22 protein-coding genes and 1 tRNA gene are annotated in these 23,899 nt (G+C 44.3%); 20 read left to right on the forward strand and 3 right to left on the reverse strand.

The window, feature by feature from the left end:
* Positions 1–54 precede the first annotated feature (54 nt).
* The 5 genes from ACE38W_RS01585 to ACE38W_RS01605 all read left to right on the forward strand — a co-directional run bounded on the left by ACE38W_RS01585 (position 55) and on the right by ACE38W_RS01605 (position 3,534).
* Positions 55–348 (forward strand): hypothetical protein, encoded by a 294-nt coding sequence (locus tag ACE38W_RS01585; RefSeq protein WP_375828470.1) that lies wholly within the window; start codon positions 55–57, stop codon positions 346–348.
* Positions 349–463: 115 nt separating this feature from the next.
* The gene (locus ACE38W_RS01590) at positions 464–733 is read left to right on the forward strand and encodes a helix-turn-helix transcriptional regulator (protein ID WP_167018826.1); all 270 of its coding nucleotides are present in this window, start codon (positions 464–466) and stop codon (positions 731–733) included.
* Positions 734–1,319: 586 nt separating this feature from the next.
* Positions 1,320–2,069: an SDR family oxidoreductase gene (locus ACE38W_RS01595; protein WP_375828471.1), complete on the forward strand. Its 750-nt coding sequence runs from the start codon at positions 1,320–1,322 to the stop codon at positions 2,067–2,069.
* 76 nt (positions 2,070–2,145) lie between these two features.
* Positions 2,146–2,895 carry an SDR family oxidoreductase gene (locus ACE38W_RS01600; RefSeq protein WP_375828472.1) on the forward strand — a complete coding sequence of 250 codons (750 nt, stop codon included), beginning with the start codon at positions 2,146–2,148 and terminating at the stop codon, positions 2,893–2,895.
* Positions 2,896–3,072: 177 nt separating this feature from the next.
* Positions 3,073–3,534 (forward strand): hypothetical protein, encoded by a 462-nt coding sequence (locus ACE38W_RS01605; protein WP_375828473.1) that lies wholly within the window; start codon positions 3,073–3,075, stop codon positions 3,532–3,534.
* A 78-nt stretch (positions 3,535–3,612) separates the two neighbouring features.
* Here ACE38W_RS01605 and ACE38W_RS01610 read toward each other — a convergent pair whose 3' ends face one another.
* Positions 3,613–5,040, reverse strand: a complete 1,428-nt coding sequence (locus ACE38W_RS01610; protein ID WP_375828474.1) for a PLP-dependent aminotransferase family protein — start codon at positions 5,038–5,040, stop codon at positions 3,613–3,615.
* A gap of 147 nt (positions 5,041–5,187) precedes the next feature.
* On the opposite strand from ACE38W_RS01610, the gene ACE38W_RS01615 reads away from it, so the two are divergent.
* The 9 genes from ACE38W_RS01615 to ACE38W_RS01655 all read left to right on the forward strand — a co-directional run bounded on the left by ACE38W_RS01615 (position 5,188) and on the right by ACE38W_RS01655 (position 13,330).
* Positions 5,188–6,120 (forward strand): DNA-3-methyladenine glycosylase family protein, encoded by a 933-nt coding sequence (locus ACE38W_RS01615; protein WP_375828475.1) that lies wholly within the window; start codon positions 5,188–5,190, stop codon positions 6,118–6,120.
* Between the two features lie 5 nt (positions 6,121–6,125).
* Entirely contained in the window at positions 6,126–6,614 is a 489-nt protein-coding gene (locus ACE38W_RS01620) for a methylated-DNA--[protein]-cysteine S-methyltransferase (RefSeq protein WP_375828476.1), read from the forward strand.
* 310 nt (positions 6,615–6,924) lie between these two features.
* On the forward strand, positions 6,925–8,316 hold the full coding sequence (locus tag ACE38W_RS01625) for a pyridoxal phosphate-dependent decarboxylase family protein (protein ID WP_375828477.1): 1,392 nt from the start codon (positions 6,925–6,927) through the stop codon (positions 8,314–8,316).
* A gap of 7 nt (positions 8,317–8,323) precedes the next feature.
* Positions 8,324–9,238 (forward strand): EamA family transporter, encoded by a 915-nt coding sequence (locus tag ACE38W_RS01630; protein WP_375828478.1) that lies wholly within the window; start codon positions 8,324–8,326, stop codon positions 9,236–9,238.
* Positions 9,239–9,588: 350 nt separating this feature from the next.
* Positions 9,589–10,029: a GNAT family N-acetyltransferase gene (locus ACE38W_RS01635; protein WP_375828479.1), complete on the forward strand. Its 441-nt coding sequence runs from the start codon at positions 9,589–9,591 to the stop codon at positions 10,027–10,029.
* 39 nt (positions 10,030–10,068) lie between these two features.
* The gene (locus ACE38W_RS01640) at positions 10,069–10,614 is read left to right on the forward strand and encodes an NUDIX domain-containing protein (protein ID WP_375828480.1); all 546 of its coding nucleotides are present in this window, start codon (positions 10,069–10,071) and stop codon (positions 10,612–10,614) included.
* Between the two features lie 5 nt (positions 10,615–10,619).
* Positions 10,620–11,447 carry a 23S rRNA (guanosine(2251)-2'-O)-methyltransferase RlmB gene (gene rlmB / locus ACE38W_RS01645; protein ID WP_375828481.1) on the forward strand — a complete coding sequence of 276 codons (828 nt, stop codon included), beginning with the start codon at positions 10,620–10,622 and terminating at the stop codon, positions 11,445–11,447.
* A gap of 38 nt (positions 11,448–11,485) precedes the next feature.
* Positions 11,486–12,337, forward strand: coding sequence for a hydroxymethylglutaryl-CoA lyase (locus ACE38W_RS01650; RefSeq protein ID WP_375828482.1), 852 nt, complete (start codon positions 11,486–11,488; stop codon positions 12,335–12,337).
* Positions 12,338–12,346: 9 nt separating this feature from the next.
* Positions 12,347–13,330, forward strand: coding sequence for a GSCFA domain-containing protein (locus ACE38W_RS01655; protein WP_375828483.1), 984 nt, complete (start codon positions 12,347–12,349; stop codon positions 13,328–13,330).
* A 106-nt stretch (positions 13,331–13,436) separates the two neighbouring features.
* On the opposite strand, the gene ACE38W_RS01660 is transcribed toward ACE38W_RS01655, so the two are convergent.
* Positions 13,437–14,933: an MFS transporter gene (locus ACE38W_RS01660; RefSeq protein WP_375828484.1), complete on the reverse strand. Its 1,497-nt coding sequence runs from the start codon at positions 14,931–14,933 to the stop codon at positions 13,437–13,439.
* Between the two features lie 144 nt (positions 14,934–15,077).
* On the opposite strand from ACE38W_RS01660, the gene ACE38W_RS01665 reads away from it, so the two are divergent.
* The gene (locus ACE38W_RS01665) at positions 15,078–17,333 is read left to right on the forward strand and encodes a patatin-like phospholipase family protein (RefSeq protein WP_375828485.1); all 2,256 of its coding nucleotides are present in this window, start codon (positions 15,078–15,080) and stop codon (positions 17,331–17,333) included.
* On the opposite strand, the gene ACE38W_RS01670 is transcribed toward ACE38W_RS01665, so the two are convergent.
* Positions 17,330–17,926 (reverse strand): tRNA-(ms[2]io[6]A)-hydroxylase, encoded by a 597-nt coding sequence (locus ACE38W_RS01670; protein ID WP_375828486.1) that lies wholly within the window; start codon positions 17,924–17,926, stop codon positions 17,330–17,332. The genes ACE38W_RS01665 and ACE38W_RS01670 overlap by 4 nt on opposite strands.
* A 79-nt stretch (positions 17,927–18,005) precedes the next feature.
* Here ACE38W_RS01670 and ACE38W_RS01675 point away from each other — a divergent pair, with 79 nt between their 5' ends.
* The 5 genes from ACE38W_RS01675 (at position 18,006) to ACE38W_RS01695 (ending at position 23,876) form a co-directional block, all read left to right on the forward strand.
* Positions 18,006–19,109 carry an aminotransferase class I/II-fold pyridoxal phosphate-dependent enzyme gene (locus ACE38W_RS01675; protein WP_375828487.1) on the forward strand — a complete coding sequence of 368 codons (1,104 nt, stop codon included), beginning with the start codon at positions 18,006–18,008 and terminating at the stop codon, positions 19,107–19,109.
* 52 nt (positions 19,110–19,161) lie between these two features.
* Positions 19,162–21,585 carry a penicillin acylase family protein gene (locus ACE38W_RS01680; protein WP_375828488.1) on the forward strand — a complete coding sequence of 808 codons (2,424 nt, stop codon included), beginning with the start codon at positions 19,162–19,164 and terminating at the stop codon, positions 21,583–21,585.
* Positions 21,586–21,683: 98 nt separating this feature from the next.
* Positions 21,684–21,756: transfer RNA gene (locus ACE38W_RS01685), tRNA-Lys, on the forward strand.
* Between the two features lie 100 nt (positions 21,757–21,856).
* Positions 21,857–23,203 (forward strand): AAA family ATPase, encoded by a 1,347-nt coding sequence (locus tag ACE38W_RS01690; RefSeq protein ID WP_375828489.1) that lies wholly within the window; start codon positions 21,857–21,859, stop codon positions 23,201–23,203.
* A gap of 7 nt (positions 23,204–23,210) precedes the next feature.
* Positions 23,211–23,876 carry a hypothetical protein gene (locus ACE38W_RS01695; protein WP_375828490.1) on the forward strand — a complete coding sequence of 222 codons (666 nt, stop codon included), beginning with the start codon at positions 23,211–23,213 and terminating at the stop codon, positions 23,874–23,876.
* The last annotated feature ends 23 nt before the right edge of the window (positions 23,877–23,899 follow it).

Here is a 23,899-nt window from a genome sequence, read left to right on the forward strand (position 1 = left end):
GTGCTGTATTTATTGATTTCCAGTATTTATGAAACTGGAAGTACCGCGGGATTCATGCATAACCTTAATTACTTCCACTATTTCTTATTTATTATCCTTTTGGCAGGAGGCTGGATGTTTATCGTATTTATACCAGCATTTCTATTATCAGAGGAACATTTGCGGGCGAAATTGCTGAGCAGGTGGCTTTGCTGGTGGGCGTTGTCTGTGATTGGGTTTACAGGCCTGCTCATTGTATATATCGCTTGCATTGCGCATATGGCCTATTTCGTATTATGGCCTTATCCGATAGGGGCGGTGATAGGATGGGTATTATTTAACAGAGATTATAAGCTTAGTAAATATTGATTTCCTGGTGTGTGGTTAACCGTACTTACCCGCTTTCATCATCTCCCGAAAAATAATCTCGAAAAAAATTCATTGATAAATTTCGATATTTCGAAAATGTTCCTATATTTGCATCATGGATTTGGGATTAATTGAAAAAGCAGCCAATGCCATAGCGGACAGACACCGATTATCTATTCTGATGGAGATCGCGAAGAAGGGAAGTATGGCTTGTGGCGATATGTGTGGTCTGACTTGCTTATCTCAGCCTACGGTGTCTCACCATGTTAAGATTTTGGTAGACAGTGGAGTTCTTAATTCAACGAAGAATGGCCGTGTATTAGAGCTGACCATCAATAAAGAGATGATGAAACAGCTGAGCATGTTCTTTCTAAAACTAAGTTGATAAACAATAAGATAGCCGTGCTCGGCTTTTTTTATCCGTTTAAACATTGATATTTTTAAATGTATAGATATGAGAGATTTAGAATCTCTTTTTTTAAATGTTTAAACATCGAAAGTTTTAAATAAATCGAATGAATCAATAGGGGACGTCCCCGGTACGGGCACCGGGTTTGGACCAGGAAAAAGAAACAAACAGTTGTAAGTACAGTAATGGTGTGAGGATATCCTTCCCTCGGCACAAACGAGGGAAGGGATTATCTTAAATAAAGGCAAGTTGCTACAACAGACTGGAAAAAAAACTAAAGACAGGTTAAGGTACACTAGCGAGGCGTTGCCGGTAGTAATACAATCCATCGGGCTTTGTAAAATTATTCGGACTTGCCATTAAGAATCATTCATTGCTCCGCGCCGGAGTACGGCGCACCCCAAATTTTTCTTCCATGTTTGTATCGCCAAAAATCGAATACTGGATTTTCCTCAAATAATATCCAACAGCTACGCGTACTGCGGGTTTTGTTTGAGTCCATATAATCAAGTATAGCCAAGGGATTTCTACCAATTCAACATTTTAGTAACAGCAAGCATCAATGACAAAGAAAGAACAGAAAAAGATAGTGATTACAGGCGGTAACAGCGGAATAGGATATGCCACAGCAGAAGAATTCCTGGGAAGAGGTTACAAAGTGCTGATCACTGGTAGAAATCCGGGAGCCATACAAGAGGCAGTACATAATCTTGGTTTCCCTGCAGAAGGATTCCAGGCCGACCAGGGCAGCCTGGCGGATATTCAAAAACTCGCTGATCATGTCAGGTCGCGCTACAACGAAATAGATGTACTCTTCATCAACGCAGGAGTGGGCAAATTCGGCCCTTTCGAATCGGTGACAGAAGCGCTCTTCGATGAAGTCATGGATATCAATTTCAAGGGAGCTTTCTTTACTGCACAGCAGTTGTTACCATTGGTGAAAGAAGGCGGAAGTATCGTCTTCCTTTCTTCCAGCAATGCTAACGGCGGAATGCCTGGCGCAGCAGTACACTCAGCCAGCAAGGCTGCGTTAAACTCCCTTACACGCACCCTGTCAAGAGAGCTGGCCCCTAAAAAGGTACGTGTCAATACCATCGTTCCAGGCCCCGTGAATACGCCTATTCTCGAAAAAGCAGGACTAGGCCGGGAAGCACTGGACCATATGGCCTCTCTTGTACCTATGGGCCGTGTAGCGGAACCTTACGAAGTAGCTAAAATGGTAGGCTTCATTACCTCCAAAGACGCTTCCTTCGTTAATGGTGCAGAAATCAGCATAGACGGAGGATTCTCCGTACACCCACTGGCAGGCTGACCATGCCGTTTTCATATATAGCGCTAAGGCGCTTTTTTTCAAAATAATATATCGATACTTTTAAATAAATCAAACAATGGCACAATATCAAGATAAAACAGTTGTCATCACTGGTGGCAACAGCGGTATAGGATATGCAACAGCAGAAGAATATTTGAGCAAAGGATATAGAGTATTGATAACAGGCCGTAACGAAGCTGCTGTACAGAAAGCAGTACAGCAGCTCGGCGGATCTGCCGATGGTTTCACTGCTGATCAGGCAAGCATCGACGACACCCAGAAATTAACGGAGTATATACGTACCCGTTATGGCTCCATCGATGTATTATTCGTGAATGCCGGTGTAGGGAAATTCGCAGCCTTCGAAGGTACCGACGAAGCAATCTTCGATAATACCATGGACATTAACTTCAAAGGTGCTTTCTTCACTACGCAATACCTGCTACCATTACTGAATGAAGGTGCCAGCATCATCTTCCTCTCCTCAATTAACGCCACTACAGGTATGCCAGGCGCGTCTGTTTATTCCGCCAGCAAAGCGGCCTTAAACTCACTCGCCAGAACATTGTCCAGAGAACTAGCGGCTAAGAAAATCAGAGTGAATACAGTAAGTCCTGGCCCTATTAAAACGCCTATTTTCGGAAAGGCGGGTGGTTCAGATGAATTGCTAGAACACATGAGCACCCTTATTCCGCTAAAAAGAATTGGTGCCCCTGCTGAGGTAGCGAAACTGGTTTTCTTTCTTAGTTCAGAAAATGCCAGCTTTATCACTGGCTCTGAAATTCAGGTAGATGGCGGGTTTGCAGTGCATCCACTCGCAGGTTGATAATCTAACAGGCTTTTTTCTATTCTCGATAAATAAAAGACGTCTCAATTATTGTTGGGACGTCTTTCTTTTTTAACATAGTCTTATACTCCTCTGCAGTCTGTACAATAAACCATCTATCTGCTAATAGTGTTTTTAATATGATGTAATTATTCGTAGACAATTAATTTTATAGTTATGAAATCTGCAGGTTATTTTCTGATGCTGGCCTTGGCCGCCACGGTAGCTTGCCAGAACCCTCAGAAACATGATGAAAGAGAGGCGGAGAAAAAAGCCAATGAAGCGGCGCGATCAGAACAGGAAGCCGCTACGGCTGATGCTGACAGAACCGCCAGTGGCGCAGCGGCAGAGAATGAAACAATCGTTGCCAATATCGATGCTGCTATGGCAAAAATTGCAGTGCCGCACTTTAAAAAAGAAAATGCAAAAAGAATGGCAGATGAGTTCCATAAGTATCTGTCGGACCTGGTAAATACGAATAGTGATCAGAAAGGAAATCAATATGTTGATAAACTAGATGCCTTGAAGAGAGACTATGAGAAAAAACTGGCCGCAGAAAAACTGGACCCGGATGACCTGAAGCAACTGCATAAATATGTAGATGACCTGGTATATGCGGTGGAACATGCTAATCCTTAATACAACAACATATTAACTGAAGAGGGCGCCCCCATTTTGCTTGGTGGCGCCCTTTCTTTATAGATAATGATTTACATATTAACTCATCTTTCTGATCAATTTCCCTAATGTTTTCAGGTTGTCATCTACTTGTTTGGACCATGGTATGCCGAAACTGATACGCAGACAATTGGAGTATCTATCACGCAGCGAGAAAATCCTTCCTGGGCAGAAGCTGATCTTTGATTTTAGTGCCAGCTGGAACAATTCAAAGGTATTGATATGTTCTTCCAGCTCTATCCACAACACGCAACCACCCTGAGGCCTGGTTACGCGCGTACTTTCAGGGAAGTATTCCATAATGGCCTGCGTATAACGCAGACATTGCGTATGCAGTGATTTACGAAGATTACGCAAATGATTTTCATAGCGACCTGTCTCCAGGAAATAGCCTACGGCTGCATGTGGTACGGTAGAGCAGGCGATGCTATGGTTTTGCTTCATCTGTATTACCTTCTCGATATATTTTCCGGGGATAGTCCAGCCTACGCGGAAGCCCGGTGCTACTGATTTTGAAATAGAGCTGCAATAGAGGACATTTCCTTTTTTATCAAAGGTTTTACAGGTAGCAGGGCGTTGTTTACCAAAATAGAGATCGCCATAGATATCATCTTCGATGAGGGCGATATCATATTTCTCTACAATCTTTACCAGCTCACGTTTGTTTTGGTCCGGCATGCAACAGCCATACGGGTTGTTGAAGTTGGGAACGAACAGGCAGGCTTTGATCTTGTGGCGGGGGATAGCTTTATCGAGATACGCGAGGTCTACGCCGGTAGTAGGATGTGTAGGTACTTCCAGTACTTTCAGGCCCAGGCTTTCCGCCAGTTGAAGTGCGCCGTAATAGGAGGGGCTTTCAATGGCGATGGTATCGCCCGGTTGTGTGGTGGCGGTAAGGCATAACGTCAATGCATCTACGCAACCATTGGTAGTGATCACATCATTTTCTGTATGTGCAGCACCCCAGCTGAGCGACAGTAGTGCGATCTGACGGCGTAGCCGGAGGTTGCCTCTAACACCTTCATAGCCGATACCATAATGTGGCAGTTCACGCATTACCTGTACTACTGCCTTTGCCATCTTGGCCGCTGGTAATACACAAGGAGGGGGCGTGGCTACAGAAAATTTCATGATATCATCGCTGGTCATATGGTGAAACACCTGTTGCACCATTTCTGTAACCGTTACCTCTGCTGCTTTTTTTACCGGTTCGCAGCGGCTGGGGATATCTGGCAGACGGCGGGTATTAAAACGGATATAGTAACCCGATTTAGGCCTTGATTCTATTAGTCCTTTTGACTCCAGGTGATAGTAAGCCTGAAAAGCGGTGGAGAGGCTAATGCCTTGCTGCTTGCTTAGATTGCGTACAGAAGGGAGTTTCTCGCCTATTTTAAGGACTTCCTTTTCTATCAGCTGTTCTATATTATCAGCAACCTGGAGGTAAAGATGTTCGGCGGTTTTTATCATGGCAGCAAAAATCTGATATGCCCAAAAATAATAAAAATTAGATCTGTTTTTTTATGTAATTTCAGTGAGATGTTAAATCATTGTAGTTGAAAAGAATAGCAAGAATCGGGCTTGGTACTGTGGTGCATTTTTTTATTTTTGTAGGATATGAAGGGTCAGGAGATTTTTGTAGCAATCAGCAATCCGGAGAATTTTTCCTTCCAGGAGTGTCTGCGTTTTCTGGGGCGTTCGGATAAGGAGATATTACATTTTATTCGTGGAGAGCAGTTACAGCGGCTGGTGGCCGTTGATGGAGGCGTAGCGTTGATCACAGTGTCGGCGCCTGATCCTGATAAGTTAACAGTGGAGGTATTGCCGGTGGCGCTCACTGCAACAGATGAGCCGGCGCCGGTAAGTGAATCAGGGCTGCAGTATATTCGGCAGTATGTGAGTCACTGGCTGGATGTAGATGCTAATCTTGATAAGTTTTATCGTTATACTGATAAAGATCCTTTACTGAAAGGATTACCTGCACAATATAAAGGGCTGCGTTTAGTTGGTATCCCTGATTTGTTTGAAGCCATCTGCTGGACGATCATCGGGCAGCAGATAAACCTGGCCTTCGCATATACGCTGCGCCAGCGATTGATCACTGAATTTGGCTACAAGCTGGATGTAGCGGGTAATACTTATCATCTTTTCCCTCCACCGGAAGTAATTGCTGCCTTAACGCCAGAAGTGCTTACTCCGTTGCAGTTTTCAAGAAGTAAGGCTGCCTACCTGATCTTTGTGGCTAACGCCATGGTGAAAGGAGAGCTTACTGCCGAGGCATTGCTGCAACAGGATTATGTCACTGCCAGAGAAAGTTTGATCGCATTGAAGGGTATCGGCAACTGGTCGGCGAATTACATTCTGATGAAATACCGCCGTTTTCCGGAGGCCTTGCCCCTGGAAGATGCTGGCTTGCATAATGCCATCAAGCAACGCTTGCAGCTGAGCGCAAAGCCTACGCCGGCACAACTGCAGGAGCTGACAGGTGTTTGGAAAGAGCATGCCGCTTATGCAACTTTTTATCTTTGGAGAACACTACTACCCCATTAAATTATATGAATACGCAGTATCATCTTCGTATAGACTCCCCCGTTGGGCCTGTGCTGATCACAGGCACTGCGGCTTATATTAATGCCGTTAGCTTTACGGACTCGCCGGAAGAAGACTTCCCGCAAGCGCCACCACTATTGCTGGAATGCGCTCAGCAACTGTTTGAATATTTCGCTGGCGACAGGCGCGAGTTTGATATACCGTTACAACAAACAGGGACAACGTTTCAACAAAACGTCTGGGAGCACCTCCTGGATATTCCTTATGGTCATACGGTTACCTATATGCAACTGGCCCGACGTATGAATAATATAAAAGGTATTCGTGCTGTTGGTACTTCCAATGGAAAAAATGCATTGGCTATTATTGTACCTTGTCACCGTGTTATCGGCAGCGGTGGCGCGCTAACCGGCTATGCCGGCGGATTATGGCGTAAGCGCTGGTTGCTGGACCATGAACGTGGTGATTTGTTTACCGGGCTTCGCGCGGTGTAGTTTTTTATCCCGCAAAGGGGTGCCTTCGGCGCTTTTGTTTCCCGCAAAGCAACATAAGGGGCAAAGCAGCAAAGACCTGCGTTTTGTTGTTATGTAAGAAAAGAAATCTTGCTTAACCACATAACATAATCCTTTGCTGCTTTGCCCCTTATGTTGCTTTGCATGAAATGTTTGGCGCCGAAGGCTCCCTCCCCAAGAAAAAATCTGATATCCTCAAAAAACAAAAAACTGCATCTGTTTTCAGAGTTTAATTATTCTCAATTTTGTGCTGGGAAAGCGAAAGATTTCTTCTATAAAATAATTGGCACTGATGAGACTAACAGACGACTTAAAATACACAGATCAGTTATTACAACTTACGAAAGACTTCAGCAGCAAATTTTTATCAGCAACGGATAAACTAGCGCCGCATAAGGAGATTCGATCGCTTCCCTCTGTTTCCTTACCTATAGCGGGTTTGGGTGGAGCCGCTACCCTCGAAAAATTCAGACAACATTATGGTGATGCACTTACAGCTGCCTCTGGGCCACGCTATTGGGGTTTTGTAACAGGTGGTGTTACACCAGCTGCATTAATGGGTGACTGGATAACTTCGGCATTGGATATGAATGCTTCCAATAGCGGATCAGTAGCTGTACAGCTGGAAAAAGATGTATTGCATCAACTGAGAGCATTATTTGGATTGCCAGATCATTTCCTGGGTGCCTTTGTTAGCGGAGCCACCATGGCTAATTTCACCGGGATGGCAATTGCACGCCAGTGGGTAGGTGAGCAGCAAGGTGTCAACATTGCGGCAGATGGTATCTCCGCACTCAAAGAAATAAAAGTACTGGCGGCAGTGCCGCATTCAAGTATATTGAAATCCATGTCTATGCTAGGGATAGGAAGGAATAGCCTGGTTCGCATTCCTACCATTCCTAACCGCGAAGCGATGGACCTCCACGCGTTAGAATATTACCTACGTGAACATCCAGGACAACCTTATATTATAGTGGCCAGTGCTGGTACCGTGAATACCGTAGATTTTGATGATATCGCAGCGATGGTGGCCATCAAGAAAAAATATAACTGCTGGCTCCACGTAGATGCTGCCTTTGGCGGCTTCGCCGCCTGCAGTGCGGAATTCGCGCACTTACTGCAAGGCTGGGAAGAAGCGGACAGCATCACTGTGGACGCACATAAATGGCTCAATGTACCATATGATGCGGCCATGATATTTGCCAAACATCCGGCATTGCAGTTGACTGTATTCCAGAACCCAGGCGCCGCTTATCTCGGCGATCCTTTTGCAACTTTTCATTACTCCAATTATATCCCTGAAAACTCCCGCAGGCTGCGCGCTTTACCTGTATGGTTTACGCTACAGGCCTATGGAAAAGAAGGATACAGTTATATCGTAGAAAATAATGTACGCCTGGCAAGAAAGCTCGGAACATACATTGCTTCCGAGCCTGTGCTGAAACTATTGGCCCCGGTCCGTTTATGCGTGGTGTGTTTTACTATGGACGTGGAAGCAGAGGAACAGGCTAGCGCCGTAGATCAGTTCCTGGAGCGTATCAATAATAGTGGCATAGTGTATATGACCCGCACCGTTTATAACGGACAACCAGCCATCAGAGCGGCTTTGGTGAACTGGCGTACTACCGATAAAGATATAGAGATGGTATGGGCAACCATACAACAATTGTTAATCCATAAATAATAAAGAGATGCGTAAGTCAACACGCACGGCTTACATTGCGTTGGCCATCGTAAGCGTATTCTGGGGAACCACCTACCTCGCCGCCAGGGTGGGCGTAAGGCATATACACGGTATCACGTTGGCGGGCCTACGTCAGGGAGCTGCAGGCCTCCTTATCATTCTTTTCTTCCTGATACGTGGATATAAGCTGCCAGAACGTATTGTGTTATCCAAATTGTTTGTGATCGGTTTGTTGATGTTGTGTGGTAGTAATGGATTATTGACATGGGCCATGCAATATATACCCAGTGGCCTTGGCGCTATCATTGCGGCTACAGTGCCTATCTGGATTACGCTGTTCAGTTATTTCCTGGTACAACGCACCAGGATCAGCATACAGCTGATCATTGGCTTGATACTGGGATTTGCAGGAGTGGCGGGTATTTTCTATAACTATCTTTCCAGTTTGGTAAATCCTGATTTTCAGTTTGGCATCCTGTTATCATTCATGGCCTGTATCTTCTGGGCATTAGGATCTGTACTGACGGCTAAGTGGGCTTTAGGTGTACACTTTTTGTATGGCGCAGGCTTCCAGATGTTTTTCAGTGGAGTGGTGATGTTGGTGATATCCACTTTATTTATGGGGCAGCATATCACACTATCCAGCTTTGACAGCGAATTATGGGAAAGCCTGCTCTACCTGATTTTTGTGGGGTCGTTGCTGAGTTATTCTGCCTATGTATTTGTGTTAAATAATTTGCCGCCCTCACTGGCAAGCGTATACGCTTATATTAATCCGATCGTGGCGGTACTGTTAGGCTGGTTGTTATTGAGAGAAGGATTGACATGGTTGATGGGACTGGGTAGTTTGGTGACACTGGGTGGTGTATATCTTGTAAATAATGCAGTGGCAAAAAATAAGAAACTGGCATCCCAACAGTAATAGCTATACGAAAGGATGTATTTTTTTTTAAGGTAGAAGTATAGTCAGATGCCGCGCCGGTATCTACCGGATCAGGCATCTGGGCTATTACTTTGGCGCCTTCGGCGCTTTTGTTTGTCGCAAAGCAGCAAAAGGAGCAAAGCAGCAAAGGAATATGTTATGTTGTTTTAGCAGAAAATCATTTTCTCTTAAAGGACAACACAACGCAGGTCTTTGCTGCTTTGCTCCTTTTGCTGCTTTGCGTGAAAATCGCCGCAGGCGTATCTTACATGTTGCGCGAAAATCCCCTGAACTATTTCTCCTGAAAAGGAGTTAATTTGAGACTGAAAAATCTTAATAAAATATATCTTATGGAAGTAGTACGTGCCACAGAGCTTCACACCAATGAAGTAGCCGTTTTATTTGATGCATATCGCAGCTATTATGATCAGGCTCCTGATTTCAACGGCGCCCTGAAGTATATCAACGAAAGGATAGAGAAGCAGGACAGCATCATTTATGTGGCGATGGATTTGGATGAAATTGTGGGTTTTGTGCAGTTATACCCAATTTTTAGTTCGGTGTCTATGAAAAAAGCCTGGTTGCTGAACGACCTTTTTGTATTGGAAGAGCATCGTAGTAAAGGTGCGGGCTCCATCTTGCTGGATGCCGCACAGGCGCTTGCTAAGAAAACCGATGCGGCGTGGCTGATGTTGCAGACATATGTGTCTAACACCAACGCGCAGTCACTGTATGAAAAAAAAGGATATAAAAAAGATTCAAATTCTTTCTATTATTATCTGTCCGTATAATTTATCATCATCTATTTTCATTTTATTTGCAGGATGGATATGCACAAAAATCCCTGGAAAATTCATTCCAGTGAAACGAAATATGAGAACAACTGGATCAGCATTACGCATCACGAAGGGCTGAACCCTGCTGGTAATGCCGGCATTTACGGGGTAGTGCACTTCAAGAATATTGCGGTGGGCGTCATTGCCCTGGATGAAGAAATGAATACTTATCTGGTGGGACAGTATCGTTTTCCGCTGGGGCGTTTTAGCTGGGAGATACCGGAAGGTGGCGGCGCATTGGATGAAGATCCGCTGGATGCCGCCAGGAGAGAGCTGCTGGAAGAAACCGGCCTGATAGCAAAAGAATATGAACTGCTGGTAAAGCTGGATACGTCTAACTCTGTTACAGATGAAATTGCGGTGATTTACCTGGCCAGGGGACTGGAGCAGGGCGAATCTACGCCGGAAGAAACCGAGCAGTTGACAGTAAAAAAAGTACCTTTTGAGGAAGCATACAGGATGGTAAGGGATTTCGAAATTACCGACTCATTGTCTGTAGCGGCTATACAGCGACTCAAACTGAAGCTGTTAGGGTATTAATCGCTATGTCAGCAAGGAAGAGTATCTTTGCGGCAATGGAAAGAAAATTTAATAAGAAACCAGGGGGGCTTCATAACAAGAAATATGCAACTCCCCGCCCGAAACAGTCGTCGCTGATTATCGGCCGCCAGCCAGTAATAGAAGCCATCAACAGTGGCAAACCTATTGAACGCATCTTCATGTTGCGTACTGCTACCGGAGATATTATTCCTCAGATCAAAGAACAAGCACAAAATTTTAATATACCCGTTAACCTGGTACCGGTGGAAAAGCTGAATGGGCTTACCCAGGCTAATCACCAGGGTGTTATTGCCCTTGCCGGTAACGTTACTTACCTGGACCTTCAGGATGTGATTTCGCATGTAACAGAGCAAGGACAAACGCCTTTATTCCTGATCCTCGATGGCATTACTGATGTAAGGAACATTGGGGCTATTGCCCGCAGTGCCGTTTGCTGTGGTGCCCAGGCCATTATCATCCCTGATAAAGGCGTGGCTTCCCTCAATGAAGAAGCAATGAAATCTTCTGCCGGCGCGCTGGAAAAAATTGCTATCTGCCGCGTGAATAGTTTGCTGAAAGCTATTGATACCCTTCACCTGAATGGTATTAAAGTGCTGACCAGCGAAATGGAAACTGAAACCAAATTATTCGACTGTGACTTTACAGAACCAGTAGCGGTTATCATGGGCTCTGAGGATAATGGTGTTTATCCGGCCTTACAAAAGGCCTCAGATGTATTATTCCGTATACCCATGGCCGGTAATTTTGAGTCGTTCAACGTTTCTGTGGCCGCAGGTATTATCCTGTACGAAGCCATGAAACAGCGACTCTAAACCGCCTGTTTACTCACTGCCAATTCCAAACATCGCATATGCTTAAACTGATAGAATGCCCAAGAGACGCCATGCAAGGCTGGCACCGGTTGATCAGCACGGATGAAAAGGTGCAGTACCTCAATGCACTGTTGAAAGTAGGATTTGATACCCTTGATTTCGGCAGTTTCGTATCTCCTAAAGCTATCCCGCAGATGGCCGATACCGCGCAGGTATTGCCCCGTTTGCAGCTGGATGGCAGCAAAAGTAAGCTGCTGGCTATAGTGGCTAATGTTCGTGGAGCGGAAGAGGCAGTGACATTTGATGAAATACGTTACCTGGGATTTCCTTTCTCTGTATCAGAAACATTTCAGCTTCGCAATACGAACAAAACGATTGCGGAATCGCTGGAGCAGGTACATACCATGCAGGAACTCTGTCTGAAAAATAATAAAGAACTGGTGGTATATATTTCCATGGGCTTTGGTAATCCTTACGGAGATGCCTATAGCCCGGAGATAGTATTACGTTGGGTAGAAGAAATGGTGAAGATGGAGATCAATACGATTTCCCTGGCAGATACTGTAGGTGTTGCAGATCCAGCAACGATTTCCAATTTATTCAGTCATCTTATACCTGCATATCCCAAAGTGGAATTTGGTGCGCATTTTCATGCCGCGCCACACAACTGGGAGGAGAAAGTACAGGCGGCCTGGGAGCATGGCTGTCGTAGGTTCGATAGCGCCCTTAAAGGCATTGGTGGCTGTCCTATGGCTAAAGATGAGCTGGTAGGCAACCTGGCCACCGAAAACCTGATTGCTTTCTGTGAACAAAAACAGGCGCCGCTAACGCTGGACCGTGAAGCACTGCTTCATGCACAGGCACTGGCGGATAAAGTTTTTAAAGATTAACAGCATTACATGCAATTTCACCTTAGCTTTCCTATAACGCCATTGGAACAGGCGGTGGAGTACAGTGATAAACTGCTGCTGATGGGCTCCTGCTTTGCAGAAGAAATAGGCGCACAGTTACAGTCACACCGTTTCGATGTCAATATCAACCCGCATGGGATACTCTTCAATCCGTTGAGCATAACACATGCGCTCACTTCCTATCTTGACGGGAAAGTATATACGAAAAATGATCTTTTCCTGCACAATGATCTTTGGCATAGCTGGGATCATCATAGCCGGTTTTCTGATGCTAATCCTGATGTAGTTCTGGCGCGAATTAACCAGCACCAACAGGAGGCGGCTGTTTTTCTGGAGCAGGCAGACTGGCTCGTTATCACGCTGGGGTCTGCACACGCTCATTTTCTCAAAGAAAATAATAAGCTGGTAGCCAATAATCACAAAGTGCCGGCTGGACATTTCTATAAAAAGCTGATATCTGCCGAAGAAATCATTACAGCATTGGATAACGTTATGCATCGGCTGTTTTTCCGTAACAAGAAAGCCAAGCTGCTGTTTACAGTGAGTCCGGTGAGGTATATACGAGATGGGGTGGTAGAAAATAATCTCAGCAAAGCGGTGCTGCTACAGGCAGTGCATCATCTTGTCAATAAATTCGACAGATTGTATTATTTCCCTGCCTATGAGCTGGTGATAGATGATTTACGCGATTATCGTTTTTATAAAGAAGATATGGTACATCCCAACGATCAGGCGATTGCCTATGTGTGGGAGAAAGTAGTGCAAAATTGTATTCATCCTGCATCCCAGGAGATATTGCATACCATTGCAGATATCAACAGGGCGGCGGCGCACAGGCCTTTTAATCCGGCTACATCGCAGCATCAACAGTTTCTGAAAACGTATATTGCTAAAATAAAAGAATTGCAGGCGGGACATCCTGATTTGCAACTGGCACCGTTGTTAGCGGTATTTCAGCAACAGTTATTATAATGGGGGTGCGGGGGGATTTTTTCTAGTCGTAGTCCAAAAAAATTCCCCGCACAAAAAAGCGCTGATGCCAAAGGCATCAGCGCTTTTTTGTAAATATGCCTAGCTGTCAGAGTGCAGCCCCTCTATTATCCTTGATTGTAAACAACCCCACCACAAAACAAATCAATGCGATAGCAATTGGATATACCAATCCCGCCAGATGATGCTTATAGTCTGTCACCAGGATGGTGGAGATGGTAGGCAGCAAGCCTCCGAATACACCATTGCCAATATGATACGGCAGCGACATAGAGGTATAGCGTATGCGCGTAGGGAACAGCTCTACAAGGAAAGCCGCTATAGGCGCATATACCATCGTTACAAAGAATACCTGTACAAAAACTAATAGTATCAGGAATATCATGTTGGTACGACTCACCGTGATTTCATTCTTCTCATTTTTCTCTTCTTTACTGCCAGTGGTTTTGAGTGTGGTGCCATCGGTAAACATATGTATTTTGGTGGTTACCAGTATGGTCTCTCCTTGATCGTTGGTATGTGAATTAGTTTCAATCCGATATTGGGAGACGTCTTCCGTTTTTTTGCTGACATTACCGATGTTGTCCATAGCGGAATAGATGGGGAAATATGCCAGTGCCGCTATGAGCATGCCGCTGAGCATGATCTTTTTACGACCTATCCTATCGGAGAGACTACCAAAATAGATGAAGAAAGGCGTACCTAAAAGCAGTGCTGCCGCTATAATGAGGTTCGACTGCACAAATTCTATGTTCATTGTTTTTTGGAGGAAAGACAACGCATAAAATTGCCCGGTATACCATACCACGCCTTGCCCCATGGCTGCGCCGAAAAGTGCGATGAGTACCAGTTTCAGGTTTTCTTTATTGCCAAAGCTTTCTTTGATTGGGTTAGCAGAAGTTTTACCTTCTTTTTTCATTTGTGCAAATAAAGGCGATTCGTGTAGTCGTATACGTATATAGTAAGACATGATCACCAGTAAAATGCTCAGGAGGAAAGGAATGCGCCATCCCCAGCTGTTGAAGGCATCTGACGACATGCTGGTGCGGGTGGCGAGGATAACGCCCAGCGATACAAAGAGTCCGAGGGTGGCGGTAGTTTGAATAAAGCTGGTATAATAGCCGCGTTTATCGGCAGGCGAGTGTTCCGCTACATAGGTAGCAGCGCCGCCGTATTCTCCGCCCAGTGCAAGGCCTTGAAGGAGCCGTAGTATCAATACCAGCGCCGGCGCTATGATGCCCGCCGTTTGATAGCTAGGAATGAGGCCTATGGCAAATGTAGATCCACCCATGATCAGCAGCGTAAGCAGGAAGGTGTATTTCCTGCCGGCGATGTCGCCCAGGCGGCCAAAAACGATAGCTCCGAAAGGCCTTACGATAAAGCCGGCGGCAAAAAAGGCCAGCGTCGCAATATAGGCCAGGTCAGGGTTGCTCGGGGGGAAGAACTTTTCCGAGATAATGGCAGACAAACTACCAAAAATGTAGAAGTCGTACCATTCTATCAGTGTACCTGCTGATGAAGCCAGGATTACCTGCCAGATGTTTTTCGTGGCAGAAATGGATTTAGATCTGGTTAGTGTTTCCATGAACGTGTAAAATGGATGGATGGAATAAATCTGTGGAATAATGATATCCCCATAAATTAATAAATATTTATCGAGTATCAAACAGGAAAAGGAGAAGTTCCGCATACAATCTTTCTTTATCTTTAGAATAGTGCAATCAGAACCATGAACCCAGGACGTTACCGAATCATTAGCAGCATCTTATTAGTCGTATTTCTAGGTATGTATACCGTTGCCAATGGGCAGCAGGAGGCTAAGCGCCCCAAACTGGGCCTCACCCTTAGTGGTGGCGGCGCCAGGGGATTAGCGCATATTGGCATACTGGAGGCGCTTGATAGTGCGGGCCTGAAAATAGACTATGTAACGGGAACGAGTATGGGAAGCATTATCGGAGGCCTGTACGCGTTAGGTTATAGTGGTGATTCCATTGAAGCGGTAGCCAGGAAGATGGACTGGAATTCCCTGTTCAGTAATCAACCTACGATCAGAGACATCGCTTATGAAGAAAAAGCGGAATACAACAAGTATATTATAGAAATTCCATTTGAATATGGCAGGCCAAAACTAGCATCCGGCGTGATTTCCGGGGAGGCGCTATGGCTGCAGCTCGCTAAATTATGCTGGCCTGCAAAAGATGAAAAAGACTTTACAAAATTTAATATTCCCTTTAAATGTATAGCCACTGACGTAGCCACCGGACAAATCGTGACACTGGATAGTGGCGAACTGGTAACGAGCCTGCGCGCCAGTATGGCCATCCCCTCTATCTTTACGGCGGTTACTATCGGCAAACATAAGCTGGTAGATGGCGGCGTAGTTCGTAACTTTCCGGTTGTCACCGCCAAAGATATGGGCGCTGATATTGTTATTGGCTCTAATGTAAGCGGTGGACTGAGAAAAGCTGATCAGCTGATAACGCCCATTGATATTATTTACCAGTTAGGTTTTTATAAAGATGCTTCCGATTTTGAAATGGAAAGGAAGTTATGCGACGTATATATTTCTTTGCAGAAAGAGCTGGAACCTTATTCTGCAGCGAGTTTTGGTAGTGTGGATTCTATCATTGAAGCCGGAAAACGTGTAGGTCGCGAAATGTATCCTTACTTCAGGCATCTGGCAGATTCGTTGAATGAGATTCAGCCAGCATCCTTTGTGGCTAATCGTTTACCATATTCTACAGATATTGAAATAAGTAGTATACATGTAAGCGGTTTAGTACATTCCGATGAGAAATTTTTTATTCAGCGTCTGCGACTCAAGCCTGGGGGCTGTTACAGCGCAGAGCAGCTGAAGAGTGCAGTGGATAATGTTTTTGGTACACGTTTCTATAAACTGATCACCTATAGTCTTTCTCCCGAAGGGTATGGTAAAAGCCGGATGGATATTACTGCGGAGGAGAACTCGCTGACAGCCGTGAAGTTTGCGTTGAACTATAATACGTTTACCAATGCTATGGCGATCATTAACCTAACCCAAAGAAATTTTATTATCAAAAACTCCCGCTCCTTTGTAACGCTGGGCATCAGTGAAAATCCGCGATTAAAGGCAGAGTATTTCAAGTACCTAGGACGCAGGCGGAACTTCGGTTTCGGCCTGAATACCTACTATGAAAATAATGGGATTAATTTCTATGATGAGCATTTTGATAAAATGCAGCAATACCGTAATAAATATGCGAATGTAGGGATGAACGTACAATTTGCATTTAATGGTATAATGGCTATGGGGGCTGGTACACGCTGGGAGTATATCAAATATAAACCTACTTTCAGTCCTTATCTGGAGTTAAGAGGAAGTACCAATCAGTTGAATTCATATGGATATTTTGGTATTAACTCGCTTGACAGAAAGATGTATCCTACCAGTGGTATGTTGCTGGATTTTCAGTCGGGATATATTTACAATCAGCATTCCGGTATCAGGGTGAGTGTGAATGGAACGCCGATAGATGTAGACAGCGTTGGTATTAGCTTTCAGAACTTCCAGTATGCAAATCTGAAGTTGAAATATTATATTCCGTTTAATGACAGGTCTGCATTGGAATTAGATGCTACAGGCATGGTAAATTTCGGAAGAGAAGTATCAGGTGTGAATACTTATTTTGTGGGTGGTATGAATGATGTGATGCATAATCAGGTGCCGTTTGTGGGATTGTATGAGGGGGAGGTGAATACCACTAGTATCAGTGCGGTGCAGGTGGCGTGGCAATGGGAGGTGTTAAGAAACGTATTTGCGATACCGAGGGTAGGTGCTGCCGTATATGATTTAAACGCCAGCACCACCGGTAAATATAAATATCTGAGTGGCTATGGACTTGGAGCTGGCTACAGTAGCCGGCTTGGGCCTATTGAGGCCACTATGATGTATAGTGATCAGAGTGGGAGGTTGAAGTTTTATGTCAACCTGGGCTTTAATTTCTAGTGCATTCTGTCTCCACGAACTTCAATCTCTTTAAGGATTTCAGCTTCCTGGCGCAGCCATTCCTGCCAGCGGTTTTTTACTTTATCTTCCTGGAAATATTCATTGGCCAGGTCGATGAAGAGGCGATAGTGGCCTGCTTCAGATACCATGAACTTACGATAGAATTCGCGGAGGTATTCATCTTCGAGGCCTTCGCTAAGTAGTCGGAAACGTTCGCAGCTACGTGCTTCGATGAGGGCGAAGATGAGGAGGTTGTCGAGGAGGGAGTCTTCCGCGCTGCCGCCTTTTACTTTAAAGTTCAGCAGGGCGTTAACATATTCGTCCTTTCTTTGTTTACCCAGAGGGAGGCCTCTTTTTTTCAGTTCGGCGAGTACCTGGCGGAAATGGCCCCATTCTTCCGTAACGATGGGAGCTAGTTCGGCTACCAGTCTTTCTCTGTCGGGATTGCGTTGGATGAGGGATATCGCTGAAGAAGCAGCCTTTTGTTCGCAATAGGCGTGGTCTGTCAGAATATCCTGTAAGGAAATAGCGGCGAGGTTTACCCAGCGGGGATCCGTTGGGAGTTTCAGGCCTAATATAGAAACTTTACTCATAATATCAGCAGTGAGATAATTTTTGCGAAGATACGCGTCATTCGGTTAATTTGCCAGGTTTGGCATAAGAATCAGTACCATGGAAGATATATTACGTAAGCAGTTACAGGAGCGCCGCGAAGCGCACTCCTTTCGTAGCCTGCGCCTGTCGGGCGCTTTGGTCGATTTCTGTTCCAACGATTACCTGGGACTTGCGCGCAGTGCGGCTATGCAGGAGGCTGTGCATAACCTTTTACAGGAAAGGCCTTACCTGGTGGGTAGTACAGGTTCCCGGTTGCTTGCAGGAAATTATCCCTGGATAGCTGAAGCAGAACAGGACCTGGCCGTTTTTCATCACGCGCCGGCAGCGCTGATTTTTAATTCGGGCTATGATGCAAACCTGGGACTCTTTTCGACGGTGCCGCAAAAAGGTGATACTATTATTTACGATCAATTGATACATGCCAGCATACGCGATGGTATCCGATTATCGAACGCACAGTCATGGGCGTTTAAGCACAATGATATGATCGACCTGCAACAGAAGATAGAGCGTGGGAGCGGGAATATATTTGTGGCCGTAGAATCGGTATATTCTATGGATGGTGATATGGCGCCGTTGGCGCTGATTGCGCCGATGTGTAAAGAGCTGAACTGCCAGCTGATAGTGGATGAAGCACATGCTACCGGCGTGATAGGCAGCAGGGGAGAAGGGCTGGTACAGCATTTAGGACTGGCAGATCAATGTTTTGCGAGAGTACATACTTTTGGAAAGGCGGTAGGTTGTCATGGTGCTGTGGTGTTGGGATCTGAGGTGTTGAGAGATTATCTGATCAACTTCTGCAGGGCATTTATTTATACAACAGCATTACCGCCAACGGCTATTGCTACTATTCAGGCGGCTTACAGTTTATTTCCCTATATGAAAGATGCGAGGGCATCTTTGCAAGCACTTATTGCTTATTTCAGAAAAAATGCCGGGCATCTCACATTAATCAATAGCGATACACCGATACAGGCTATTATTACTAAAGGTAACGCGTATACGAGAACGTTGGCAGCAGCATTGGAGGCAGCTGGTTTGGACGTAAGACCGATATTACATCCTACGGTGCCAAAGGGGGAAGAACGACTACGCGTTGTATTGCATAGCTTCAATACCACTGCGGAAATACAGCAGTTGTTAGATGTCTTAAAACAATGATTGTTTTCAAACAAATTTGATGTATTTTACATATTACATCCCATGAATTAATATGAGAATAATCCCCGCAGTGATAACCGGCGCCATCACTTTATCGTTGACCTGGGCGTTGAACACTAAAATAGGTTCCGTTCCTCCATTAGGAAAATTGTTAAGTCCCCAGCAGGGCTTTTGGGTAAATGCCGAACCCATTGATGAGAAAAAAGAGCAAATCAAGCTACCAGGTTTCAAGGGTAGTGCGGAAGTATGGTTTGATGACCGTATGGTGCCGCATATCTTCGCTTCCAATGCGGCAGATGCTTATTATGTGCAAGGATATGTCACCGCGCGTGACAGGCTTTGGCAGATGGAGTTGCAGACATTTGCATCTGCAGGCCGTTTGTCAGAAATCCTCGGACCTCAGATGATCAATTATGATCGGGAAGCCCGGAGGAGAGGAATGGGATATGCCGCTGAGCAGGCATTGAAGATGATGATGGAAAATCCTGACACCAAAGAAGCGCTGGAATCTTATACTGCAGGTGTAAATGCTTATATCTCTACCTTAACAGATGCTACATTGCCTGTTGAATACAAGCTGCTGGACTACAAACCACAGAAGTGGGAGTTAATCAATGCTGCATACCTGTTAAAATATATGGCGCATGATTTATCAGGGTTTGCTAACGACCTTGGCTATACGAAAGCGCGTCAGTATTATGACATCAGAGATTTTAATTTAATGTACCCGGATTTCCTGGATAGTACGGATCCTATCATTCCTAAGGGAACGATGTATTCGCCTGCTACCGTGAAAGCGGTGCCGCCACCTGATAGTATACTGGAGATGGATGCCGCTTATATGAAATATAAGATGAACAATCCCGATCCTGCAAACGGTAGTAATAACTGGGCGGTAGCAGGAAGTAAAACAAGATTGGGCGCGCCTATTCTTTGTAGCGATCCGCATCTTGGATTGAGCTTGCCTAGTCTTTGGTACGAAGTACAGATACACACGCCAGCCATGAACGTATATGGCGCCAGTTTACCAGGTGCGCCAGGCGTGATTATTGGCTTCAATGATCATATAGCCTGGGGCGTTACGAATGGAGAAGAAGATGTAAAAGATTTTTACCGTATGGATTTCCGTAATGGTAAAACAGAATATATGTTTAATGGCAGCTATCGCAAAGCTGACCTTCGTATTGAAAATATTAAAGTGCGCGGTGGTGCCACTGTACTAGATACCGTGGCTTATACTGTTTGGGGCCCGGTAATGTTTGATAATACTTTCCCTGAACAGATTACAGGGCAGCATTTCCTGGCGATGCACTGGAAAGCGCTGGACCCTTCCAATGAGTTTCTGACCTTCCTGAAACTGAACAGGGCTAAGAATTACGACGACTACCTTGATGCATTGAGTACATACCAGTGTCCGGCGCAGAACTTCGTATTTGCAGATAAAGACGGCGACATAGCCATTTGGCATAACGGACAGTTTCCGACACGTTGGAAAGACCAGGGAAAACTGGTGATGCCAGGAGGTGATAGCACCTATGCATGGCAGGGATATATTCCACATGAAGAGCTGCCGCATATCAAGAATCCGGCAAGGGGTTTTGTTAGCTCAGCCAACCAGCGTGCAACAGATGAAACCTATCCGTATAATTTGTATGGTCAGTTTGATTTGTATCGTGGAAAGCGTATCAATGAAAGGTTAGCGGAGATGAATGGTATTACGCCTCAGGATATGATGGGCTTGCAAAATGATAACAAGAACCTCTTTGCTGCTACAGCAATCAAGTTGTTTAAGCAGCATATGGATACGGCCGCATTAAGTGCGCAGCAGCGTGGGTACTGGAAGGAGCTGAGCGACTGGGATGCAGTACAATCTGCTGATAGTCGTGCTGGTACTATCTTCAACGTGATGTGGACTCATTTCGAAGATACGTTGTGGTTGGATAATGTGAAGCCGGCAGACAGTGTATGGTTGCCATTCCCGCAAACGGTGGCAACGTTGATGATGTTGTTGAAAGATACGAGTGTACATTTCATTGATAATATTCACACCCCACAGAAAGAGACGTTATCAGATCTGGTATATGCATCTTTTGTAGCTACAGTGAATGATTTAGCGCCGGTAGATAAGTCAGGCAAGCTTGCTTGGGGTAAATACCGTGGTACGGATATCCGTCATTTAACGAGAGCATTACCAGCATTCAGTGCGATGAACCTGAATACAGGTGGCGGCGCCAATGTGGTGAATGCTACGAAGAAAACGCATGGTCCTTCCTGGAGGATGATCGTACAGTTGACAGGCAAAACGGAGGCTTATGGCATCTATCCTGGAGGGCAGAGTGGTAATCCAGGTTCACCGTATTATGATAATGCAGTAGCGGATTGGGTAGCGGGTAAGTATAACCAGTTACATATCCTGGACCCATCGCAGAAGGATGATCCGGTGATTCGCTATAAAGCGATTTTTACGGGTAAATAAACTACTCATTTTCAGAGGTTTAAATATTTTTTCAAAAAAATTTGGTGGGAATCAGATAATTCCTATCTTTGCACTCCCGTTACAAACGAGGGGTGATTGATTCCGTAGCTCAGTTGGTAGAGCAATACACTTTTAATGTATGGGCCCTGGGTTCGAGTCCCAGCGGGATCACAGAATAAAACCTGTCTCAATTAAGAGACAGGTTTTTTGTTTATAATCCATTTTCTTATCTTAGAAATCTTATTTAAAACTCCAGAATAAACCTGCTGTAATGAAAGTAAGAAGCATTACAATTCCTAATCTACATCATTTTAAAGATTTACATATTGATCTCACTTATCCTAAAGGACATCCCAAAGCAGGAAGGGCTTTGGACAAGGTGTGTATTATTGGTCAAAGTGGTACAGGAAAGACGACGTTGCTGAAGTTGATATCTTTATTATCACATGACGCCGAAAAGTTTAAAGAACTTGGAGAATTGGATGAAATATTTGATGTTAGGTTGGAGTTTGAATTTGAGGACATTATTGTGGTCAGGAGTGTAGGTTATAATGATGATGATGATAATGATAATCAGCTTTATGACTACGATATCTATTTAAGTCAAGAAAGAGAAGAGTTGTTGTTTGCAGAATTAACAATGAAGGCAAAAGAGTATTTTAGTGCTTTTAAACCTCATTCTATCTACTTCCCTGCGGATCTGGATTATAAATTGGAAGTAGATCAAACAGATAGGCAGAATCTTCAATCAAAAAATATTATTGATTTTTCTACATACTCAGCCGCAAATGCATGGAATATCATTCTTAGTGACATTCAGAAGTATCAGGAAGAGGAAATAAAGATAAGGCAGGAAATATCTCATGTTGCTGAAAGAACAACTAATATTAAAGAGATACAGAAAGCGGTAAAGAACCTTGAAAAATGGCGTAAAGAAGCGCCTAGTCCAGTACAGGATATTGCAGATAAATGTCTTGATCCATTATTGAAAAATTTTGGTTTGCGTGTTAAAACCATATTGGAATTTCATGGGAAAGACGATATTGGTTTTCTTAAAGTAGAGGATTTTAATGGAAAGGAAGTTCCTAATGGTTTACTAAGTACCGGAACGAAACAAGTGATGTTATCAGCGTTACCACTATACCTGCTGAAACCTGATAAGTGCCAGATTTTATATGATGAACCTGAAAGGTCGTTGTATCCTGATTTGCAGCGAACAATTATTGATTATTACATTAGCCTTACTACTAACAGTCAATTCTTTTTCTCTACGCATTCCCCTATAATCGCTTCATCTTTTGAACCCTGGGAGATTGTAGAGTTGAAGTTTGATAAGAATTGGAATGTCTATCGTGATAAATATTATGAAGGGGAAAACCATGTAGATAATTATTTCGTAGATCCCCGTTATCTTGATTATGATTTGATTCTAAAAAAGGTATTCGATATAGATGATACTAACACAGAAACGCGTGCAAATGCTATTGTGGAGCTGTCGATGCTAAAAAATCAAATAGATAAGTTTAAAGAGGATGGAAAGTTGAAAACTGCTGAAGCACGTGAAAAACTAATACGCTATAAGACCCTGGCCGAAAAGCTGGCCTGGAAAACTGAATGATCAATACATGCGAAAGATTGATAAAAGTTTGATACTGGCTACACAATACAAAGCGTGGCTGGATACCCTGAAAACCAAAAATAAAAAGCATACTATTTATAGTTCTTCCAATGGGAAATACTATTATGATATTGTAGCAAATCTGATTTGGGTACAGTCCGGAATTTGTGCCTATACAGAAAAACTATTGCATGACCACTCAGGGTTTGCCCCGGAATATTGGGTGTTGGGTGCCTTTCCCAAAACACCTAAATATGCTTTCTGTGGTGAGCTTGATCATTATGATCCATCATTGAAAGATCAATTTGGCTGGGACTGGGCCAACTTTTTTATTGTAGACGCTGACGTTAATAAAAAAGTAAAAAGAAGCAATATGCCCATGGGTTTACTTAAACCCGATTTGCCTCAGTATAATCCGAAAATCTATTTAGAGTATGACCGGGAAAATCATCTTTTTATCCCGAATAAGCTGCTGAAAAATGCTATCCAAGATCAGGTACGGAAAGATCTTGAATTCCTCGGTGTTAACTTTCCTCCCATAATTTATTCCCGTAAAAAATACCTTGAACCATTACTCTTCGATGTTGAGTATCAGTTAGAGTCCAGAGTTATAGTGGAGAGCAAGCTGTATCAGTTCTTTACGGCTTTTGATATGGTGGCAGATACACTTTAGAGGTACTTTACTAATTAAACCTA

Origin of the sequence: Chitinophaga sp. Hz27 (genome assembly GCF_042263525.1) — a bacterium.
Lineage (GTDB): Bacteria > Bacteroidota > Bacteroidia > Chitinophagales > Chitinophagaceae > Chitinophaga.

Bases quoted from the DNA above. Each gene is read 5' to 3' on its own strand.
- ACE38W_RS01690 (WP_375828489.1), top strand. From the start codon at position 21,857: ATGAAAGTAAGAAGCATTACAATTCCTAATCTACATCATTTTAAAGAT.
- ACE38W_RS01605 (WP_375828473.1), top strand. From the start codon at position 3,073: ATGAAATCTGCAGGTTATTTTCTGATGCTGGCCTTGGCCGCCACGGTA.
- ACE38W_RS01695 (WP_375828490.1), top strand. From the start codon at position 23,211: ATGCGAAAGATTGATAAAAGTTTGATACTGGCTACACAATACAAAGCG.
- ACE38W_RS01615 (WP_375828475.1), top strand. From the start codon at position 5,188: ATGAAGGGTCAGGAGATTTTTGTAGCAATCAGCAATCCGGAGAATTTT.
- ACE38W_RS01585 (WP_375828470.1), top strand. From the start codon at position 55: ATGCATAACCTTAATTACTTCCACTATTTCTTATTTATTATCCTTTTG.
- ACE38W_RS01595 (WP_375828471.1), top strand. From the start codon at position 1,320: ATGACAAAGAAAGAACAGAAAAAGATAGTGATTACAGGCGGTAACAGC.
- ACE38W_RS01630 (WP_375828478.1), top strand. From the start codon at position 8,324: ATGCGTAAGTCAACACGCACGGCTTACATTGCGTTGGCCATCGTAAGC.
- ACE38W_RS01670 (WP_375828486.1), bottom strand. From the start codon at position 17,926: ATGAGTAAAGTTTCTATATTAGGCCTGAAACTCCCAACGGATCCCCGC.
- ACE38W_RS01665 (WP_375828485.1), top strand. From the start codon at position 15,078: ATGAACCCAGGACGTTACCGAATCATTAGCAGCATCTTATTAGTCGTA.
- ACE38W_RS01680 (WP_375828488.1), top strand. From the start codon at position 19,162: ATGAGAATAATCCCCGCAGTGATAACCGGCGCCATCACTTTATCGTTG.
- ACE38W_RS01640 (WP_375828480.1), top strand. From the start codon at position 10,069: ATGCACAAAAATCCCTGGAAAATTCATTCCAGTGAAACGAAATATGAG.
- ACE38W_RS01675 (WP_375828487.1), top strand. From the start codon at position 18,006: ATGGAAGATATATTACGTAAGCAGTTACAGGAGCGCCGCGAAGCGCAC.
- ACE38W_RS01610 (WP_375828474.1), bottom strand. From the start codon at position 5,040: ATGATAAAAACCGCCGAACATCTTTACCTCCAGGTTGCTGATAATATA.
- ACE38W_RS01590 (WP_167018826.1), top strand. From the start codon at position 464: ATGGATTTGGGATTAATTGAAAAAGCAGCCAATGCCATAGCGGACAGA.
- ACE38W_RS01620 (WP_375828476.1), top strand. From the start codon at position 6,126: ATGAATACGCAGTATCATCTTCGTATAGACTCCCCCGTTGGGCCTGTG.
- ACE38W_RS01625 (WP_375828477.1), top strand. From the start codon at position 6,925: ATGAGACTAACAGACGACTTAAAATACACAGATCAGTTATTACAACTT.
- ACE38W_RS01635 (WP_375828479.1), top strand. From the start codon at position 9,589: ATGGAAGTAGTACGTGCCACAGAGCTTCACACCAATGAAGTAGCCGTT.
- ACE38W_RS01660 (WP_375828484.1), bottom strand. From the start codon at position 14,933: ATGGAAACACTAACCAGATCTAAATCCATTTCTGCCACGAAAAACATC.
- ACE38W_RS01600 (WP_375828472.1), top strand. From the start codon at position 2,146: ATGGCACAATATCAAGATAAAACAGTTGTCATCACTGGTGGCAACAGC.
- ACE38W_RS01655 (WP_375828483.1), top strand. From the start codon at position 12,347: ATGCAATTTCACCTTAGCTTTCCTATAACGCCATTGGAACAGGCGGTG.
- rlmB (WP_375828481.1), top strand. From the start codon at position 10,620: ATGTCAGCAAGGAAGAGTATCTTTGCGGCAATGGAAAGAAAATTTAAT.
- ACE38W_RS01650 (WP_375828482.1), top strand. From the start codon at position 11,486: ATGCTTAAACTGATAGAATGCCCAAGAGACGCCATGCAAGGCTGGCAC.